The organism is Luteimonas padinae, from assembly GCF_014652935.1.
GTDB lineage: Bacteria > Pseudomonadota > Gammaproteobacteria > Xanthomonadales > Xanthomonadaceae > Luteimonas > Luteimonas padinae.
In genome coordinates this window covers 71,542-89,241 of sequence record NZ_BMZT01000010.1, presented here as the reverse complement: position 1 = coordinate 89,241, position 17,700 = coordinate 71,542, and the positions used below count along the sequence as shown (strand labels likewise).

Genomic DNA, 17,700 nt, shown 5'->3' with positions numbered 1-17,700 from the left:
ACCTGTTGAATTCGGGAAAGAACGTGGAGCTTGTTCCGTAGGAGCAGCTACAGCTGCGACCAGCCCTGCCAACAGACCGTCCGCAGCCACAACCGCTCCGCTTGGGAGGCAAAGACGGCGGCGCCCTTCACGATACGCTGCGCAACCGCTCCAGATAGCGCGCAACCAGATCCACCTCGAGGTTCACCGGATCACCCACGCGCGTGGCGGAAAACGCGGTGTGCGCGACCGTGTGCGGCACCAGCGCGACCTCGAAGGCGGCATCGTCCACGGCATTGACGGTGAGGCTGACGCCATCGACGCAGATCGAACCCTTCTGCGCCACGTACTTCGCCAGCGCCGGCGGCATCGCGAAGCGCCAGCGCTGCGCACGCGCGTCCTCGCGCGCCTCGAGCACGCGGCCGACGCCGTCGACGTGGCCGCTGACCAGATGGCCGCCGAGGCGGTCGGTGGGCAGCATCGCGCGCTCGAGGTTGAGCGGCGCGCCCTCGCGCAGGCCGCCCAGCGTGGTCAATGCCAGGGTCTCGTTGGAGGCGTCGGCCTCGAAGTGCTCCGCGTCGAACGCGACCACGGTCAGGCAGACGCCGTTGACCGCGACGCTTTCGCCAAGCTTCGCGTCGGCGAAGGGCAGCGTGCCGACGTGGATGCGCAGGCGCGCGTCGCCGCCGCGGGCTTCAGTGCCGGCCAGGCGGCCGACGGCTTCGATGATTCCGGTGAACATGGCCGTCCTATCCTGCCGCGCCGGCGTCGCCCGACGGCTGCGCGGGCACCAGGCGCAGGCGCAGGTCGTCTCCGACGCTGACGATGTCTTCGATCCGCAGCGCCATCCGCTGCGTCATGTCGTGGATGTCGAGGCCGGCGAACAGCGGACGCGCCTGCGCGCCCAGCAGCACCGGCGCCATGTACAGCAGCACCTCGTCGACCAGCCCGGCGCGCATGAACGCACCGGCGAGCGTGGCGCCGGCCTCGACCTGCACCTCGTTGATGCCGCGCTCGGCCAGCATCCGCAGCACGGCGTGCAGGTCGAGCGCGTTGCCCTGCGCCGGCACCGCGACCCGGTCGCTGCCGAGTTCCCGCGGCGGCTTGGCGTTGGCGGCGTGCACGTACAGCGTGGGCGCATCGCCCTCGCGCACGCGGCCGCGCGCGACCGTGGCCAGGCCGGGATCGAGCACCACGCGCAGCGGCGGCACGAAGTCCGCGTCGTCGTCCAGGCGCACGGTCAGCTGCGGGTCGTCGGCCATCACCGTGCCGGAGCCGGTCAGCAGCGCCCCGGCCCGCGCGCGCCAGCGCATCACGTCGCGGCGCGAGGCCTCGCCGCTGATCCACTTCGACTCGCCGCTGGCCAGCGCGGTATGGCCGTCCAGGCTCATCGCCAGCTTCACCCGCAGCCACGGCCGGCCGCGCACCACGCGCGAGACGTAGCCGCGGTTGAGCGCCTGCGCAGCCGCTTCCATCAGGCCGTGCGAGACCTCGATGCCGGCGGCGCGCAGGCGTTCGAAGCCGCTGCCATCGACCTGCGGGAAGGGATCACGCATGGCCGCGACCACCCGCGACACGCCCGCGGCGACCAGCGCATCGGCGCACGGCCCGGTGCGGCCGGTGTGCGCGCAGGGTTCCAGCGTGACGTAGGCGGTGGCGCCGCGCGCGCGGTCGCCCGCGGCCTCGAGCGCGAACACTTCGGCATGCGGCCCGCCCTGGCGCTGGTGCCAGCCCTCGCCCACCACGTCGCTGCCGTGGGCCAGCACGCAGCCCACCATCGGGTTGGGCTTCGTGGTCCAGGCGCCGCGCTCGGCCAGCCGCAGCGCGCGCGCCATCATCACGTGGTCGGTTTCGGAATGGCCCTGCATCAGGTGATGTTTTCCACTCTGGAGTAGACGGGGTCGGCACCGGCCAGCCAGCTCGCGGCGCGATGGCGCTCGCTGGCGATGCTGGTGCAGCGGGCGATCGCGTCGGGCTCGGCGCAATCGATGGTGTCGCCGTCGATGGCGAGGTCGCCGTCGAGGAGCGCGGCGGCATCGATGTCCAGGCGCGCCCAGCCGCCGCTGGCGACGACCGCGGCGAAGTCCATCGGTCCCGGGCGCAGCGAGTATTCGCGCAGGCGCCAGTGCACGGCCAGCTGGCGCGCCAGGAAGCCGTCGACCTCGTGCTCGGCGCGCAGGCTGGGGGCCTCCTCGCCGTCCAGCGCCGCGTCGTCGAGGAAGCGCAGCGGGCCGGCGAGTTCGTTCGGATCGGCCAGCCGGTCATGCGCCAGCGGCGGATGCGCGCCCAGCGCCCAGGCCAGCACGTACACGCCTTCGGCACGCCAGCTCGCGTCGCGGACGTCGGCGTCGCCCAGGCTGCCGGGGGGCGCCTGCAGCAGGCGGGCCTCGTCCGGCTCCAGCGCCCGGTCCAGCCCGGTGCGCTCCAGCCACGCCAGCATCCGCACCTGCCAGTCCGCGGCATCGCGGCGCGCGGCATCGGCCTCCATCGCGGCGCGCGCGGCCACGCTGAACAGCACCAGGGCGCGGCACAGCACCTCGTGCGCCTGCGGCCTCGAATGACGCCCTGGCTCGCCCGGCCCGCTCATCGCGTCAACGCTTCCGGCCCTTGCCGGGCGGGGTTTCGAAGGCCACGACCTCGCCGCCGAGCAGCGGCAGCTGGCCGTCGCCGGGCAGGTCGCGCTCGAGCCGGTCGAGTTCCTCGCGGAAGTCGGCCACGTCCTGGAACGAGCGGTAGACCGAGGCGAAGCGCACGTAGGCGACATGGTCGAGCTTGCGCAGCTCGGCCATCACGAATTCGCCGACGCGCCGCGAGGCGAGCTCGCGCTCGGTGGTCATGCGCAGCTGGTGGATCACCGCGCGCACCGCGGCCTCCATCTGCTCCTCCGACACCAGGCGCTTGTGCAGCGCGCGCTCGAAGCTCTGGCGCAGCTTGCGGACGTCGAACTGGTCGCGACGCCCGTCGGACTTGATGATCGCCGGAAGCTTCAGCTCGATCGTCTCGAGCGTCGAGAAGCGCTCGCCGCAGGCCTCGCACTCGCGCCGGCGGCGGATCGTCGCGCCATCGTCGCTCACGCGCGAATCGATGACCCGGGTATCCACGTGCTGGCAGAAGGGGCAATGCATCGCTGCGCGGCGTCAGATGGCGTGGGTGAACGGCGGCAGGAAGGCCGTGTGCCGGGGCTCGCCGGCGCAGCGGGCCGGCGCGCTGGCGCGCGCGCGCATCAGCCGTAGACCGGCAGGCGCCGGCACTGGGCCACGACCTTGCCGCGCACCGCCTCGATCACCGCTTCGTCCGCCGGCGCGTCCAGCACGTCGCAGATCCAGCCCGCCAGCTCGATGCAGTCGGCCTCGGTGTAGCCGCGGGTGGTCACCGCCGGCGTGCCCAGGCGCAGGCCCGAGGTCACGAAGGGCTTCTGCGGGTCGTTGGGCACCGCGTTCTTGTTGACGGTGATGTTGGCGCGGCCCAGGGCCTCTTCGGCCGCCTTGCCTGTGACACCCTTGCCGATCATGTCGACCAGCATCAGGTGGTTCTCGGTGCCGCCGGACACGATCCGGTAGCCGCGGTCGATGATCACCTTCGCCATCGCCTGCGCGTTCTTCACCACCTGCCGCTGGTAGTCCGCGAACGCGGGCTCCAGCGCCTCCTTGAAGGCCACGGCCTTGGCCGCGATGACGTGCATCAGCGGGCCGCCCTGGATGCCCGGGAACACGATCGACTGCAGCTTCTTGGTGATGTCGTCGGCGTGCTCGCCCATCGCCGCGCGGCTGCCGACGATGATGCCGCCGCGCGGGCCGCGCAGCGTCTTGTGGGTGGTCGAGGTGACCACGTGCGCGTGCGGCACCGGGTTCGGGTACACGCCCGCGGCCACCAGGCCGGCGACGTGGGCCATGTCGACGAACAGATACGCGCCGATCTTGTCGGCGATGGCGCGGAAGCGCGCCCAGTCGATCTTCTGCGAATACGCGCTGAAGCCGGCCACCACCATCTTCGGCCTGTGTTCCACCGCCAGGCGCTCGACCTCGTCGTAGTCGATCAGGCCTTCATCGTTGACGCCGTACTGCACCGCGTTGAACAGCTTGCCGCTGGCGTTGACCTTGGCGCCGTGGGTGAGGTGGCCACCGTGGGCCAGGCTCATGCCGAGGATGGTGTCGCCGGGCTGGAGCAGCGCGAAGTAGACGGCCTGGTTGGCCTGCGAACCGGAATGCGGCTGGACGTTGGCGTAGTCGGCGCCGAACAGCTGCTTCACCCGGTCGATCGCCAGCTGCTCGGCGACGTCCACGTGCTCGCAGCCGCCGTAATAGCGCTTGCCGGGATACCCCTCGGCGTACTTGTTGGTGAGCTGGCTGCCCTGGGCCTCCATGACCCGCGGGCTGGCGTAGTTCTCGCTCGCGATCAGCTCGACGTGGTCTTCCTGGCGGCGGGTCTCGGCGGCGATCGCCGCGGCCAGCTCGGGGTCGTAGGCTTCGATGCGTGCGTCGCGCGGGAACATGCCGGCTCCTGGCCAAAAGAAAAGGGGACGGGCCATTGTAGCCCGCCCCCCGATCCCGGGACGTCCGCTGGCGGAACTCAGCGCCCCAGGTTCACCGCCCCAGGATCACGTCGGCGATGATGCCGGTGGCGATGGCCACCAGCAGGAAGTCGCCGGCATCGCTGCGGCGCCAGTGGTAGCCGCGCGGCGGGTGGCGCAGGCCGTACGGGCCGTAGTCGTTCACGACGTAGGTCGGGGCGTAGCCCGCGTGGCGGTAGTGGTGGCCACGGGCCCACGGCGGCGGGCCGCGGTGGCGCACCACCACCCGCGGCGGCGGCGCGTACACCACCCGGACATCGCGGCGGTCGTGGCGGCGGTCGTGGCGGCGGTCGTAGCGGTCGTAGCGGTCGCGGCGGTCATGCCGGCGGTGGTCATCGCGTCGCGCCTGGCGATGGTCGCGTCGGTGGTCGCGCCGGTAGTCGCCGCGGCGCCACTCCTGGCTGGAATGGCCGCGGTCATGCCCGCGGCGGTGGTTGTCGCGCGCCTCGGCCGGAGCCGCAAAGGCGACTCCGAGCGCAAGCGCGAGGGCGGCAAGTCCAAGGGTGCGGATCGGGTTCATCACGACTCTCCGGTGGAGGGGCTGTGAAGCGACTATCCCGCGCGCCGGCTGAACCACCGCGTTACCCGTCCGCCTTGGGCGCGCAGCCCCCGGATCCGTTCATTTCACGGCCGGACGAGCGCCTCGGCCCGGCCCTCGAAGCCTTATAATCGGTGCATCCCATCCGCCGTCTTCCGCCCTTGGCCGCCGCCCGGGCGGCGGCCACGCTGCACCGGAGCTCCCATGTCGCAATACATCTACACCATGAACGGCGTGTCCAAGACGGTCCCGCCGAAGCGCCAGATCATCAAGGACATCTCGCTGTCGTTCTTCCCCGGCGCCAAGATCGGCCTGCTGGGCCTGAACGGCGCGGGCAAGTCGACGGTGCTGAAGATCATGGCCGGCGTCGACACCGACTTCAGCGGCGAGGCCCGCCCGCAGCCGGGCATCAAGGTCGGCTACCTGGCGCAGGAGCCGCAGCTGGATCCGGAAAAGACCGTGCGCGAGTCGGTCGAGGAAGGCGTGGGCGAGGTGCTGCAGGCGCAGGCCCGCCTGGACGAGGTCTATGCCGCCTACGCCGAGGAAGGCGCCGACTTCGACGCCCTGGCCAAGGAACAGGAGCGCCTGGAGGCGATCCTCGCCGCCGGCGACGCCCACACCCTGGAAAACCAGCTGGAAGTGGCCGCCGATGCGCTGCGCCTGCCGCCGTGGGACGCGAAGATCGCCAACCTGTCCGGCGGCGAGAAGCGTCGCGTGGCGCTGTGCCGCCTGCTGCTGCAGAAGCCCGACATGCTGCTGCTCGACGAACCCACCAACCACCTCGATGCCGAATCGGTGGAGTGGCTGGAGCAGTTCCTGGCCCGCTACACCGGCACCGTGGTGGCGGTGACCCACGACCGCTACTTCCTCGACAACGCCGCCGAGTGGATCCTCGAACTCGACCGCGGCCGCGGCATTCCGTGGAAGGGCAACTACACCGACTGGCTGGTGCAGAAGGAAGACCGCCTCAAGCGCGAGGAAGCCGGCGAGAAGGCGCGCCAGAAGGCGATCGCCAAGGAGCTGGAGTGGGCGCGCTCGAACGCCAAGGGTGGCCGCTCCAAGGGCAAGGCGCGTCTGGCGCGCATCGAGGAGCTGCAGTCGGTCGACTACCAGAAGCGCCAGGAGACCAACGAGATCTTCATCCCGCCGGGCGAGCGCCTGGGCAGCAAGGTGATCGAGTTCAAGAACGTCTCCAAGAGCTTCGGCGACCGCCTGCTGATCGACAACCTGAGCTTCCTGGTGCCGCCGGGCGCCATCGTCGGCATCATCGGCCCCAACGGCGCCGGCAAGTCGACGCTGTTCAAGATGATCACCGGGCAGGAGACGCCGGACTCGGGTTCGATCGAGATGGGCCCGACGGTCAACATCGCCTACGTCGACCAGAGCCGCGACAAGCTGGAGGGCAACCACAACGTCTTCCAGGAAGTGTCGGGCGGTGCCGACATCCTCAACATCAACGGCATCGAGATCCAGTCGCGCGCCTACATCGGCCGCTTCAACTTCAAGGGCCAGGACCAGCAGAAGATGGTCGGCACGCTGTCGGGCGGCGAGCGCGGCCGCCTGCACCTGGCCAAGACCCTGCTGCAGGGCGGCAACGTGCTGCTGCTCGACGAACCGTCCAACGACCTCGACATCGAGACCCTGCGCGCGCTCGAAGACGCGCTGCTGGAGTTCCCGGGCAACACCTTCGTGATCAGCCACGACCGCTGGTTCCTGGACCGCATCGCGACCCACATCCTGGCGTTCGAGGGCGACAGCCACGTCGAGTTCTTCCAGGGCAACTACCGCGAGTACGAGGAAGACAAGAAGCGCCGCCTGGGCGACGACGCGGGCCCGCACCGCCTGCGGTTCAAGGCGCTGAAGTAAGGAAAAGCAGCAAAAGCTTTGCCACGGATTTACGCGGATCGAGGCGGATTTGCACGGATAGAGCGGGAAAGGAAAAAGCCTGGCCACGGATGACGTGGATTGCACGGATGACACGGATCCGATCGTGGCCAGGACCGACCCCGCGCTCTGAAGCAGTTCTTTCAGTTGTTCCACGCATCAATCCTGCCTCGGCAGGATCCGCGTCATCCGTGGAAAAAAGCGCTTTTCGCCCTATCCGTGCAAATCCGCCTCGATCCGCGTAAATCCGTGGCAAAAAAGGAACTCCCATGACCTTCATGCAGCAACTCCGCCAGCGCTGGGACGCCTCTGGATCGCTGGTGTGCGTGGGGCTGGATCCGGAGCCGGCGAAGTTTCCGCGGCGTTTCGCCGGCGACGCGGACGCGGTGTTCGGGTTCTGCCGCGACATCGTCGATGCGACGGCGGAGTTCGCCTGCGCGTTCAAGCCGCAGATCGCACATTTCGCGGCGCTGGGCGCCGAGGATGCGCTGGAGCGGCTGGTGGCGCACATCCATTCGGTGCATCCCGGCGTGCCGGTGATCCTGGATGCCAAGCGCGGCGACATCGGCTCGACCGCGCAGCGCTATGCGGCCGAGGCCTTCGACCGCTATGCCGCCGACGCGGTGACGGCCAATCCGTATCTCGGCGGTGATTCGCTGCAGCCGTTCCTCGAGCGCGCCGACCGCGGCGTGGTGGTGCTGTGCCGCACCTCGAACCCCGGCGGCGCGGACCTGCAGGACCTTGCCGTGCAGCGTGACGGCGACACGGGCCCGGCGCGGCCGCTCTACCAGCACGTCGCCGAAACCGCGGCGCGCGAGTGGAACGGCCACGGCAACGTGGCGCTCGTTGTCGGGGCGACCTGGCCGGAGCAGCTGCGCGAGGTGCGCGCCATCGTCGGCGACATGCCGCTGCTGGTGCCCGGCGTGGGCGCCCAGGGCGGCGATGCGGAGGCCGTGGTGCGCAACGCGCGCGCCGCCGACGGCACCGGGCTGATGGTCAGCTCGTCGCGGGCGATCCTGTACGCGTCGGCGGGCGACGACTACGCGGAGGCCGCGGCGCGGGCCGCACGCGCGCTGCGCGACACCCTCGACGCCGCGCGCCGCGACTGACGACCGCCCCGCCGCCGCGCGCCGCAGGCCGGCGCGCCCGTTTGCCATGCGCATCACGCCGCGCCGCTATCCTGCCCGCGAATCCCGGACCGGAAGGACGCCGATGACCCGTCTCCCATTGCCCCTCGCCCTCGTCCTTTTCCTTGCCGGCTGTGGGCAGGCCGCAGCACCGGTCGCCGCCGGCAGCGACGCCCCTCTGGCTGCCAGCACCGACGCGCCGACCGCGCCCTCCGCCGCTCCCTCCCCTGCTCCGGACCTCATCCCCGGCACCGGCGACCCCACCGCCGCGGCCGAACCGGCCACCGACGAGATGGCCGCCACGCCCGGCAGCGACGCCGAGGAGACGCAGTACTTCGACTTCAGCGGTGCCGCGCTGGCGCGCGTGCGCCGCGATGCGCGCCCGGCCACGCCCGCGCTGCGCGACGCGGCGCGCCGCCTGGTCGACGAGACCGGCCGCGAGCGCGAATGCGGCACCTACCCCGAGGGCGAGCGCCTGTTCATGCTCGACCTGGACGGCCGGCCCGGGGACGAGGCGCTGCTGCTCTACACCATGGAAGGCTGCGGCGGCGGCGGCAACTACTTCGATCGCAGCGGCTATGTGCTGCGCGAAGTCGACGGCCAATGGACGCCGGTGGCCGATTTCCCGATGGGCACCAAGCTGGTCGGCAATGCCACCATCAGCGCGCTCGAGCCGGGCGTGGTGGTGGTCAGCCCCGAAGGCGACAGCCTGTTCGAACCCCACCGCGCCGAGATCCCGCCGCGCTGAAGCCGCCGACCGCCCGCTCCTGCAGGAGCAGCTATAGCTGCGATAGCCACGGCTGCCGACGTCGGCACCAAACGCGCTCTGATCGGTTCCCGGGTCGCAGCTGTAGCTGCTCCTACAGTGGAGCGTCGCCGCGATCCGCTGCAGGCTGCGCGACCTCGAACACCTGGCGCAGGTAGCGCAGGTAGCCCTCGTCGTCGACCATGGTCTTGCCGGGCGAGTCGCTGAGCTTGGCCACCGGCTGGCCGTTGCAGGCCACCATCTTCAGCACGATCTGCAGCGCCTTCGGGCCGGTGTCGTTGGTGAGGTTGGTGCCGATGCCGAACGAGGTGCGGCAGCGGCCGCGGAAGCGCGCGTACAGGCGCATCACCTGCTCCACGTCCAGGCCATCGCTGAAGACCAGGGTGCGCGTGCGCGGATCGATCCGCATCGCCTCGAGGTGCGCCAGCATGCGCTCGCCCCATTCGAAGGGGTCGCCGGAGTCGTGGCGCATGCCGTCGAACAGCTTGCAGAAGTAGAGGTCGAAGTCGCGCAGGAAGGCCTCCAGCCCGATCACGTCGGTGAGCGCGATGCCGAGGTCGCCGCGGTACTCCTGCGCCCAGGCCTCGAACGCGGCCTTCTGCGAATCGCGCAGGCGCGGACCCAGCGCCTGGTGCGCCTGCAGCCACTCGTGCGCCATCGTGCCCTGCGGCACCAGCCCGTGCCGGCGGGCGATGTCGACGTTGCTGGTGCCGGCGAACTTCGGCCCCAGCAGCTCCGCCAGCCGCGGCACCAGCCGGTCCTGCCAGGCCTGCGAGTAGCGGCGGCGGGTGCCGAAATCGGTGATGCGGCAGTCCTCGTAGCCGACCGCGGCGTCGATGCGGTCGACCTTGGCCTGCAGTCGGCGCAGCCCTTCGGCCTCGTCGGCCGGACCATGCTCACCCACCGACCAGGCCTCGCTGACGATGGCCAGCAGCGGCACCTCGAACAGGATCGTGTGCAGCCACGGCCCTTCCACGACCAACGACAGCCCGCCCTGCTCGTCGTCGCTGCGCTCCAGCCGCACGTGGCGGCGGTCGAGGCGGAACAGGCCGAGGAAGTCGACGAAGTCCGGCTTGATGAAACGCAGGCCGCGCAGCCACTCGAGCTCGTCGGGCGTGAAGCGCAGCGCGCACAGCGCGTCGATCGCGTCCGACACCGTGTCGATGTGCCGCGCCAGGTCGACGCCGGGCGAGCGGCAGCGGAAGCGGTAGCGCACCTGCGCGGCCGGGTAGCGATGCAGCACCGCCTGCATCATCGTGAACTTGTACAGGTCGGTGTCGAGCAGCGAGCGAATCATGGCGTGCCGGTGCGGAAGGCGTCGCCCAGTATCCGCGGCAGCCGTGAAAGCCAGTGTGCCCAGATCGCGAGCCACACGCCGGCGCGCACGGCGGGGCCGCGCGCCGGTGCTTCGAAGCGGCTGAAGTAGCGCCACAGCCCGCGGTGCTTGTGCCATTCCACGAAGAACGGCCGCGAGCGCGAGGACACCCCGCGCAGGTGCAGCACGCGCACGTCGTTGGCGACCGCGACCGTGGCGCCGGCCAGGCGCGCGCGCCGGCACAGGTCAAGGTCTTCGGCGTGCAGGCGATAACCGGCATCGAAGCCACCGATGCGCTCGAACAGCGCGCGCGGCATCAGCATCAGCGCGCCCGACACCGCCTCCACCGGCTGCAGCGCGACGGCTTCTTCCACCGCCACGTCCAGTGGCCGGCCGCGGCCCGCGCGCCAGGGCCCGCGCAGCATCGCGGCGAACTCGGGATCGTTGCGGCGCGCGGCACCGTCGCGCACGCCGGCCTCGTCCACCAGGTCGGCGCCCAGCAGCGCCTCGCCCGCCAGTCGGCGTGCGTGCGCCAGCAGCCGCACGAAGGTGTCCGGCTCGACCATGCAGTCGGGATTGACGAAGGCCAGCCAAGGCGCGTCGCTGTCGGCCGCGCCCTGGTTGCAGGCTGTGGCGAAGCCGGGATTGTCGGGATTGGCGATGAAGCGCAGGCGCGCATCGGCCAGCGCGTGCCGCTGGACCACGGCCAGGGTGTCGTCGCTGGAGGCGTTGTCGACGACGCGGATGGCGCTGACGCCGGCCGCGGCGCGCAGCCTCGACAGGCAGGCGTCGATGCTGGACGCGCTCTCGTGGCTGACCACGATGGCGGCGATGCCGTCGCCGCTCATGGCGCGAACAGCTCGTGCTGCGCGGGCGGGTCGATGCCGTCCAGGCGCTGCGCCAGCGCCGTGCGGCAGTCCGCGAGCGGATCGTGCATCAGGAACCGCGCCAGCCGCGGCGGCCAGGCCGGCCAGCGCGCCGCCAGCGCCTCGAGATCGCCGTCGGCCGGCCCGCCCTCGCCCCTGCGCGCGACGAAGGCGGTCTCGCACAGCGCGTTGCGCCAGCCCAGGCCGGCCATGCGCAGCGAAAGATCGATCAGGGCGGCATACCAGGACGCGTAGCTGGCGGCATCCAGGCCGCCGGCCTTCGCCCGCGCGCGGCCGCGGATGAACACCGCATGGTCGATCGCTGCGGGAAGCTCTGGATGCAGCTGCGGCATGGTCTCCGCGGCCCGCGCCAGGCGTGCGAGTCCAGCGCCGTCGGGCTGCGGCGCCACTTCGCCGCAGGCCGGCCAGGCCGCGGCCTCGCCGGCGTTGCACCAGGGCGTGGCCGTGGCGATGGAGCCGTCGCGCGCGGCGCAGGCGGCGAGCTGCCGGGCCCAGCCCGGACCCGGCACGGCGTCGGGCGCGAGCACGATCACGTCGGCGTCGCCGCAGGCCGCGAGCACCTCGTCGAGATGCGCGACCTCGCCCAGCGGCCGCTGCCTGCGCGTGTATTCCGCGCGCAGCGGCGTGCGCTCGAGCCAGCGTTCGATGATCGCCAGGCCGCGCGGCCCGGCCTGCGCGTCATCGGCCAGCCACACGCGCGTGCCTGCGGGCGTGCCGGCATCGAGTGCCGCCAGGCAGGCATCGAGCGTGCCGTCGTCGACCGCGACCGGCAGCAGCACCACCGGCAGTTCGGGCGTGCCGGCGCGATCCCCGCCGGCCATGCTCAGTCGGCGGCCCGGTTCAGCGGCTCCAGCGCGCGGAAGCGGCGGCCGTATTCGTCGGTGAGGTTGCGCGCGTCCTGCTGGTTGCGGACCAGGGTCGGGGTCAGCAGCACCAGGATCTCGCTGCGCCTGGTTCCGGACACCTGTTGCCCGAACAGTCCCCCGATGACCGGGATGCGGCTCAGACCCGGCAGGCCCTTGGAGCCGCGTTCGGTGGAATCGGTGATCAGGCCGGCGAGAAACACCGTGTCGCCGCTCTGCACCACGGCGTTGGTCTTCAGGCGATTGGTGCTGATGCGGACATTGCCGTTCTGGTCGCGCTCGCCCTGCGGACTGCTGACTTCCTGCACGATGTCGAGGAACACGGTGCCGTCGCTGGTCACGCGCGGGCGCACCTTGAGGATGGTGCCGGTATCCAGGTACTGCACCTGGCTGTACGAGCTGTCGCCTCCGAAACCGGGGTTCACCGTGACCGAAGAGATCGGGATCTTGTCGCCGACGTTGAGCGTGGCCTCGTGGTTGTTGCGCACCAGGATCGACGGGGTCTGCAGCATCTGCACGTCCGACACCTCGTCGAGCGCGCTGATGATCGCCGCGGCATCGTTCCTGACCAGGGACCACACCAGGCCCGCACCGCCATCGCCACCGATGCTGCCGCCGAGGGTGCTCCAGCGGCTGGGGCCACCGCCCGGGCCGCCGGGTGCCGGGAACGGCCCGATGCCGTTCTGGTCCATGCCCTGCTCGAGGAACCAGCTGACGCCGTACTCGAGCTCGCCGCTGAGCGTGACCTGCACCACCTGCGCCTCGATGTGCACCTGCAGCGGCATCACGTCCAGGCGGTCGATGACCTCGCGGATCGAGCGCCAGGCCTGGCCGGTGGAGCGCACCAGCAGGGTGTTGGTCTCGTCGACCGCGGACACGCCCACCTCGGCGCCGTCGACCTCCAGCGTCACCGAGGTGTCGCCGCCCTGGCGCTCGCCCAGCGACAGCGAGCCGCCGCCCAGTCCGCCGCCACTGCCGCTGCTGCGATCACCGATGTCCGCACTGCTCGTTCCATCCATGCCGGCGTCGCCGATCTCGGTGGATTCCAGGCCCGGCATCAGCGAGGCGCCGCCGCGCCGGCCACCGCCGCTGCTGCCACCGCCGCGACGGCTGTAGACCTCGGACAGGCGCTCGGCCAGATCCTTGGCGGTGACGTACTTCAGCTCGTACGAGAACAGCTGCACGCCGCCGCCGGCACCGTCGATGCGCGCGATCCACTGCTCGATCTGGTCGAGGTAGGCCGGCTGCGAGGTGATCACCAGCACCGAGTTGGCGCCGTCCAGCGGCATGAAGCGGAACATGCCAGCCACCGGGGAATTGCTGCCTTCGCCGAACACCTTCTCGAGGTCGGCCACCACCTGCGGCGCGCGGCCGGCCACCAGCGGGAACACGCCCACCGACATGCCGGCCAGCCAGTCGACGTCGAAGATCTCGATCGTGCGCAGGTAGTTCTCGAGCTCCTGGCGGGTGCCGGCGACGGTGATGACGTTGCGCCCGGCATCCACGTTGACGATGGCGTTGGGGCGCGCGTACGGCTGCAGCACCTTCTCCATCTCGACCGCGGAAACGTACTGCAGCGGCACCACGCGGGTCTCGAAGCCGCGCGCGCCGGTGGCGGTGCCGGTGCGCGCGGGCACCGCACCGCTGGCCACGGCGGCGTCCGCGGGCACGATGTTGTAGCGGCCGTCGGCGTAGATCATGCGGGCGTTGTTCCAGCCCAGCACCATCTCCAGCAGGCTCAGCCCCTGGGCCGGGCTCACCGAACTAGGCGTGGCCAGGGTCACCGTACCCTGCACGCCCGGCGCGATCACGTAATTCTGGCCGAGCATGTCGCCCAGGATCACCTTGACGACGGCGTGCAGCGATTCGCCTTCGAAATTGAACCGCGCTTCACCCGATGTGCCGGCGAGATTGGGCGGCGGCGAGGCGGCCAGCGATTCGTTGATCACCCGGCCGTCGCCGCGGTGCTTGATCGCGCGCGGATCGCCCGCCAGAGGCTCCTCGGCGATGCCGTCGGCCGCGGCTGCCGCGGCGGCGTCGCGCGGCACGCCGTCGACCTGGAACACGGGCTGCGGCAGGCGCGCGTCGCGGCGCACGTCGGGCGTCGGCACCGAGGCGCAGGCGGCCAGCAGGGTGGCGAGGAGCGCGGCGAGCGCAGGCTTGAACTGGGATCTCGGCGTCATCGTGGGCATTCCTGGGAGTCCGTCCGGCTACTGGCCCTGCTGGGCCTGTTCGCGCAGGCGGGCGCGACGCGCCTCGATGCGCGCGCGGATCGCCTCCACCTGCTCGTCGGCACTGCGGGCGGTCGGCGTGTCGGGTGTGGGGGCGGGCGAGGCCGGCGCGTCGCCTTCGGTGGGAACCGGCTGGCCGGGCTGGGGCGCGGCCTCCGGCTGGCTGCCGTCGCCCGCGGCGTCGGCCGCGGCCGCGCGCGGCGCCGCCGGCGTCGATGCGGGACGTGGCGGCGACTGGCCCGCGCCCGACCGCCCTGGCGTGGCCTGCCCGGCCGGCGGCGGGCTCGCCATCGCGGTGGGGGCTTCACCGCCGATGCCGTCGAACACGCGCAACTCCAGCGTGCGCTGGCCCTCGGGGCCGTCGAACACGGCGCCGCGCGGCGAGATCGACGACAGCTGCCAGCCCTGCGCACCCGCCGGCGATTCGCCCACCTTCAGGCGCACGGACTCGCCGCCGGCGGCCGGCTGCACGATCGCGACCTGCAGGCCCGGGGTCAGCAGCACGCTGGTCAGCACGTACTCGAACTCGGCCGGCGCGTCCTCGTCCACCGGGTTGATGAAGAACGGCTGCGGGCGGCGGTCGGTGGTGAACAGCGGGCGCTCGCCGAATTCGCCGTACTGGGCCAGCGGCCCCAGGCGGTCCTCGGTCTCGGTCGCGGCGGCCGGCAGGCGCTGCACCAGGCCGGGATCCGGCGGCAGGCGGTCGATCCGCCCGCCGAGGCCGAACAACCCCAGCACCCAGGTCGCCAGCGCCCACAGCGCAAGCGCGCCGAGCAGCCAGGTGCGCGCGCCCGCGGTCTCAGCGCGCATCGCTGGCTCCCGCCGCGGCCGGCTGCGGCTGCAGGTAGCCGTAGAGGTCGAAGGTCACGTCCAGGCCCGCGCCCTGGGTGCCCGCACCGGCGCCGCGGCCGAACGGCTGGCGCGGCGCGAGCACGTTGAGGTTGTCGACGAACAGGCGCGGCGAGCCGTCCTCCAGCGAGTGCAGCACCGCCGCCAGCTCCGGGTTGCCGCAGTGCAGGCGCACCTGCACCAGGGCGCGGCGGAAGCGGTCCTGCTGGCGGGTGTCGGTCATCGGCGAGCGGTTGCGGATCGCGCAGCTGCGGTTGCCGGGGCTGGCCTCGAGCACGGCGGTTTCCAGGCGCGCGCTCAGCGCCGCGGTGGCGAGTTCGGCGCTGCGCTCGTCCATGAAGCCGGGCACGCGCGCGGCGACCGCGCGCACCTCTTCGAGCCGCGTCTGCACCTGCGGCGCCTGCGCCAGCTCCATGCGCACGCGCAGGTCGCGCTCCTGCAGGCTTTCGATGCGCTCGCCGGCCTCGAGCATCGGCGCCGTCCACCACGGGTGCACCAGCACCAGGTAGGCCAGGGCCAGCACGCCGGCGAGGATCGCCAGCGCCAGCCAGCGGTCGCGGTCAGGGATTGCTTCGCGCATTGGCGGCCTCCCTGCCCTGCGCCGCGGCGGTGGCCGCCGGCGCGACCACCAGCTCGGCGGTCAGGGTGAAGCGGTCGCGGCCGCTGCGCGGGTCCGGTTGCAGCGCACCGGCCAGGGCCGGCGAACGCCACAGCGGCGAGCCCTCCAGGCGCTGCACCAGCGCCGGCGCCTCGCTGCTGAGGCCGATCAGCAGGATGCGCGTGTCCTCGATCGACAGCTTTTCGAGGTAGGTGGAATCGGGCAACCGGCGCGCGAGTTCGTCCATGACCTCGACCGTGGTCGGGCGCGCGGCGCGCGTGGACTGCAGGAACGCCATGCCCTCGACCAGGTCGACCAGGGCCTGGCGCTGCGCCGAGGCGCCGCGGGCACGGGTCGCGGCGCTGGCGACTTCGGCCTCGAAGGCGTCGGCGGCGGCGCGGCGGTTGTCGAGGATCTGCCACAGCGCGGCGGCGGTGGCGACCACCGCCACCAGGCCGAGCGCGAGGTTCCAGCCCAGCCACGGATCGGCGCGCCGGTGGCGGCGGGCGCCGGGGAGCAGGTTCACGCCGCGGCCACCGCCTTCGTCGCCCTCGACATCGACGCCGGTCAGCGTGGCCGCCAGCGGACCGAGCGCGGCCAGGCGCGCGTCGAGGGCCTGCCGCGGCACCACCACCAGCTCGGCGTCCACCTGGCCATCGCCGCGGCGGCCCACGAGGCGCGCGTCGTATTCGACTTCCGACGCCGGGAACGGGGTCTGGCGTTCGATCTCGAAGCCGAGCACCTCGCGCAGCCGGTCGGCGGCGGCGGCCGGCAGCGGCAGGCGGCGGCGCAGGGTGGCGCCGGCGGGCAGCAGCAGCCAGCGCGGCAGGCTGGTCACGCGCTGGGCGAGCAGCGGTGCCAGCGGGTCGTCCGCGCTGGAGGACAGCGCCGGCAGCTCGGCGATGCGGCGCACGCCGCCCGGACCCTCGATCGACAGCACCAGGCCATCGCCCGCGGACTGCAGCAGCAGGCGCTCACGGGCGAGGCCGAACAGCTCGCGCAGGCGCTGCGGCAGCCAGGTGGCCAGGGCCTGGGTCCACCAGCGCCAGAAGCCGGCCAGGCGCGGGCGCAGCGCGGCGCCGGGCCCGGCGATGGCGGGGCCCGCGCGACGCGGTGAACCGGCGGTGTCCTCTACGGTGCCCATCAGCGCGGCGTGGCTCCTTCTTCCCATGCCAGCGGAACATATGCCGACCCCGGCAATCCGCCCCCACCCGCGCGTACTACCGCCCGCAACACGGCCTGGCGGCCATCGGCGAGCCGCGCGCGGCTGGCGATACTATACGTGCCGCTGCCGGCGCCCACGAGGTCCGGGGCAAGCCCGTCACCGGCTTCGCGCTGCTGCAGCAACAGCGCCGGATCAGTGCCCAGCGCCTGCAGCACTTCGCCGCTGGCGAAGCGCGCGTCGGGCTGCGGCATGCCGCTGAACACGGTGAGGTGGCGCACCGCCGCCTCGAACAGCGCGCGGTCCATCCCCAGCACCTGCTCGACCTCGGCCACGGTCTCGAACGGCGCGTCCTTGGCGCCGTAGGGCAGGCCTGCCGCCGCGTACTGGGGATCCTCGGCGCCGCCCATCGGCTGGGTGAACTCGTCGCCGTCGCGCCAGTCGACGATCGCCGCCGCCACCGCGTCGGCCCGGCCCTCCTCGGCCCCCAGCACCCGGAACAGCGAACCGAGCAGGCCGGCATCGACGGCGTTGAGGTCGACCTTGCCGGACTCGTCGACGATGCGGACCTCCACCTCCGCCGCGCCGAAGGCCCAGCGGTAGGGGCGGCCGTCGGGCACCCACGCGAACTCCGGCTGGCCGGCCTGCACCCGCACCATCGCGTACTCCAGGCCCGCGCGCGCGGCCGACTCGGTGACGACCGCGCCGTGCAGTCCACGTCCCTGCATGTATTCGATGCGGGCGCTGGCGGCGTACGCGCCGACCAGCGCCGTCAGCAGCGCCACCAGCCACATCACGATCACCAGGGCCGCGCCCCGCTGCGCGGCCATCAGCGGCGGCCCCGCGCGTCGCGCAGCCGGTTGCGCGCGCCGCCATTCGTGCCGGAGCGGCCGCCCGGCGCGATCCCGCGCCCCACGCGGGGGCCCAGCCG

At 72.3% G+C, this 17,700-nt stretch carries 18 protein-coding genes; 3 read left to right on the top strand and 15 right to left on the bottom strand.

Annotated elements, in window-relative coordinates; all coding sequences use genetic code 11:
• Window positions 1–127 precede the first annotated feature (127 nt).
• From IE168_RS12215 to IE168_RS12190, 6 genes are all read right to left on the bottom strand, one after another.
• Window positions 128–721 carry a riboflavin synthase gene (locus tag IE168_RS12215; RefSeq protein WP_189498622.1) on the bottom strand — a complete coding sequence of 198 codons (594 nt, stop codon included), beginning with the start codon at window positions 719–721 and terminating at the stop codon, window positions 128–130.
• A gap of 7 nt (window positions 722–728) precedes the next feature.
• Window positions 729–1,847 carry a bifunctional diaminohydroxyphosphoribosylaminopyrimidine deaminase/5-amino-6-(5-phosphoribosylamino)uracil reductase RibD gene (gene ribD / locus IE168_RS12210; RefSeq protein WP_189498619.1) on the bottom strand — a complete coding sequence of 373 codons (1,119 nt, stop codon included), beginning with the start codon at window positions 1,845–1,847 and terminating at the stop codon, window positions 729–731.
• On the bottom strand, window positions 1,847–2,566 hold the full coding sequence (locus IE168_RS12205; RefSeq protein ID WP_189498617.1) for a DUF4272 domain-containing protein: 720 nt from the start codon (window positions 2,564–2,566) through the stop codon (window positions 1,847–1,849). Before IE168_RS12205 ends, ribD begins: the two co-directional genes overlap by 1 nt.
• A gap of 4 nt (window positions 2,567–2,570) precedes the next feature.
• Entirely contained in the window at window positions 2,571–3,104 is a 534-nt protein-coding gene (gene nrdR / locus IE168_RS12200) for a transcriptional regulator NrdR (RefSeq protein ID WP_189498615.1), read from the bottom strand.
• A 98-nt stretch (window positions 3,105–3,202) separates the two neighbouring features.
• Window positions 3,203–4,471: a serine hydroxymethyltransferase gene (glyA, locus tag IE168_RS12195; RefSeq protein WP_189498614.1), complete on the bottom strand. Its 1,269-nt coding sequence runs from the start codon at window positions 4,469–4,471 to the stop codon at window positions 3,203–3,205.
• A 91-nt stretch (window positions 4,472–4,562) separates the two neighbouring features.
• Window positions 4,563–5,069, bottom strand: coding sequence for an RcnB family protein (locus IE168_RS12190; protein ID WP_189498612.1), 507 nt, complete (start codon window positions 5,067–5,069; stop codon window positions 4,563–4,565).
• 222 nt (window positions 5,070–5,291) lie between these two features.
• Between IE168_RS12190 and ettA the strand changes: the two genes are divergently transcribed.
• Window positions 5,292–6,953, top strand: a complete 1,662-nt coding sequence (ettA, locus tag IE168_RS12185; RefSeq protein ID WP_189498610.1) for an energy-dependent translational throttle protein EttA — start codon at window positions 5,292–5,294, stop codon at window positions 6,951–6,953.
• On the opposite strand, the gene IE168_RS12180 is transcribed toward ettA, so the two are convergent.
• Complete coding sequence (locus tag IE168_RS12180; RefSeq protein WP_189498608.1) at window positions 6,937–7,251, bottom strand: hypothetical protein; 315 nt, start codon at window positions 7,249–7,251, stop codon at window positions 6,937–6,939. The two genes, ettA and IE168_RS12180, sit on opposite strands and share 17 nt — an antisense overlap.
• On the opposite strand from IE168_RS12180, the gene pyrF reads away from it, so the two are divergent.
• The gene (gene pyrF / locus IE168_RS12175) at window positions 7,241–8,080 is read left to right on the top strand and encodes an orotidine-5'-phosphate decarboxylase (RefSeq protein ID WP_189498606.1); all 840 of its coding nucleotides are present in this window, start codon (window positions 7,241–7,243) and stop codon (window positions 8,078–8,080) included. The genes IE168_RS12180 and pyrF overlap by 11 nt on opposite strands.
• Before the next feature lie 103 nt (window positions 8,081–8,183).
• Window positions 8,184–8,846 (top strand): hypothetical protein, encoded by a 663-nt coding sequence (locus tag IE168_RS12170; RefSeq protein ID WP_189498604.1) that lies wholly within the window; start codon window positions 8,184–8,186, stop codon window positions 8,844–8,846.
• Between the two features lie 112 nt (window positions 8,847–8,958).
• Here the strand turns inward: IE168_RS12170 and pncB are convergent, their stop codons facing one another.
• From pncB to IE168_RS12130, 8 genes are read right to left on the bottom strand one after another with little or no spacing between them, the layout of a single operon-like run.
• Window positions 8,959–10,161, bottom strand: coding sequence for a nicotinate phosphoribosyltransferase (gene pncB / locus IE168_RS12165; RefSeq protein WP_189498602.1), 1,203 nt, complete (start codon window positions 10,159–10,161; stop codon window positions 8,959–8,961).
• Entirely contained in the window at window positions 10,158–11,027 is an 870-nt protein-coding gene (locus IE168_RS12160) for a glycosyltransferase family 2 protein (protein WP_189498600.1), read from the bottom strand. Before IE168_RS12160 ends, pncB begins: the two co-directional genes overlap by 4 nt.
• Window positions 11,024–11,887 carry a glycosyltransferase family 2 protein gene (locus tag IE168_RS12155; protein WP_229823491.1) on the bottom strand — a complete coding sequence of 288 codons (864 nt, stop codon included), beginning with the start codon at window positions 11,885–11,887 and terminating at the stop codon, window positions 11,024–11,026. Before IE168_RS12155 ends, IE168_RS12160 begins: the two co-directional genes overlap by 4 nt.
• Window positions 11,888–11,889: 2 nt before the next feature.
• Window positions 11,890–14,112, bottom strand: a complete 2,223-nt coding sequence (gene gspD, locus IE168_RS12150) for a type II secretion system secretin GspD (protein ID WP_189498598.1) — start codon at window positions 14,110–14,112, stop codon at window positions 11,890–11,892.
• 27 nt (window positions 14,113–14,139) lie between these two features.
• Entirely contained in the window at window positions 14,140–14,970 is an 831-nt protein-coding gene (locus IE168_RS12145) for a general secretion pathway protein GspN (RefSeq protein ID WP_189498595.1), read from the bottom strand.
• On the bottom strand, window positions 14,960–15,589 hold the full coding sequence (gene gspM, locus IE168_RS12140; protein WP_189498593.1) for a type II secretion system protein GspM: 630 nt from the start codon (window positions 15,587–15,589) through the stop codon (window positions 14,960–14,962). The genes IE168_RS12145 and gspM overlap by 11 nt, the downstream gene beginning before the upstream one ends.
• Window positions 15,570–16,751 carry a PilN domain-containing protein gene (locus IE168_RS12135; RefSeq protein WP_189498591.1) on the bottom strand — a complete coding sequence of 394 codons (1,182 nt, stop codon included), beginning with the start codon at window positions 16,749–16,751 and terminating at the stop codon, window positions 15,570–15,572. Before IE168_RS12135 ends, gspM begins: the two co-directional genes overlap by 20 nt.
• Window positions 16,751–17,599 carry a type II secretion system minor pseudopilin gene (locus IE168_RS12130; RefSeq protein ID WP_189498589.1) on the bottom strand — a complete coding sequence of 283 codons (849 nt, stop codon included), beginning with the start codon at window positions 17,597–17,599 and terminating at the stop codon, window positions 16,751–16,753. Before IE168_RS12130 ends, IE168_RS12135 begins: the two co-directional genes overlap by 1 nt.
• Window positions 17,600–17,700: the final 101 nt, after the last annotated feature.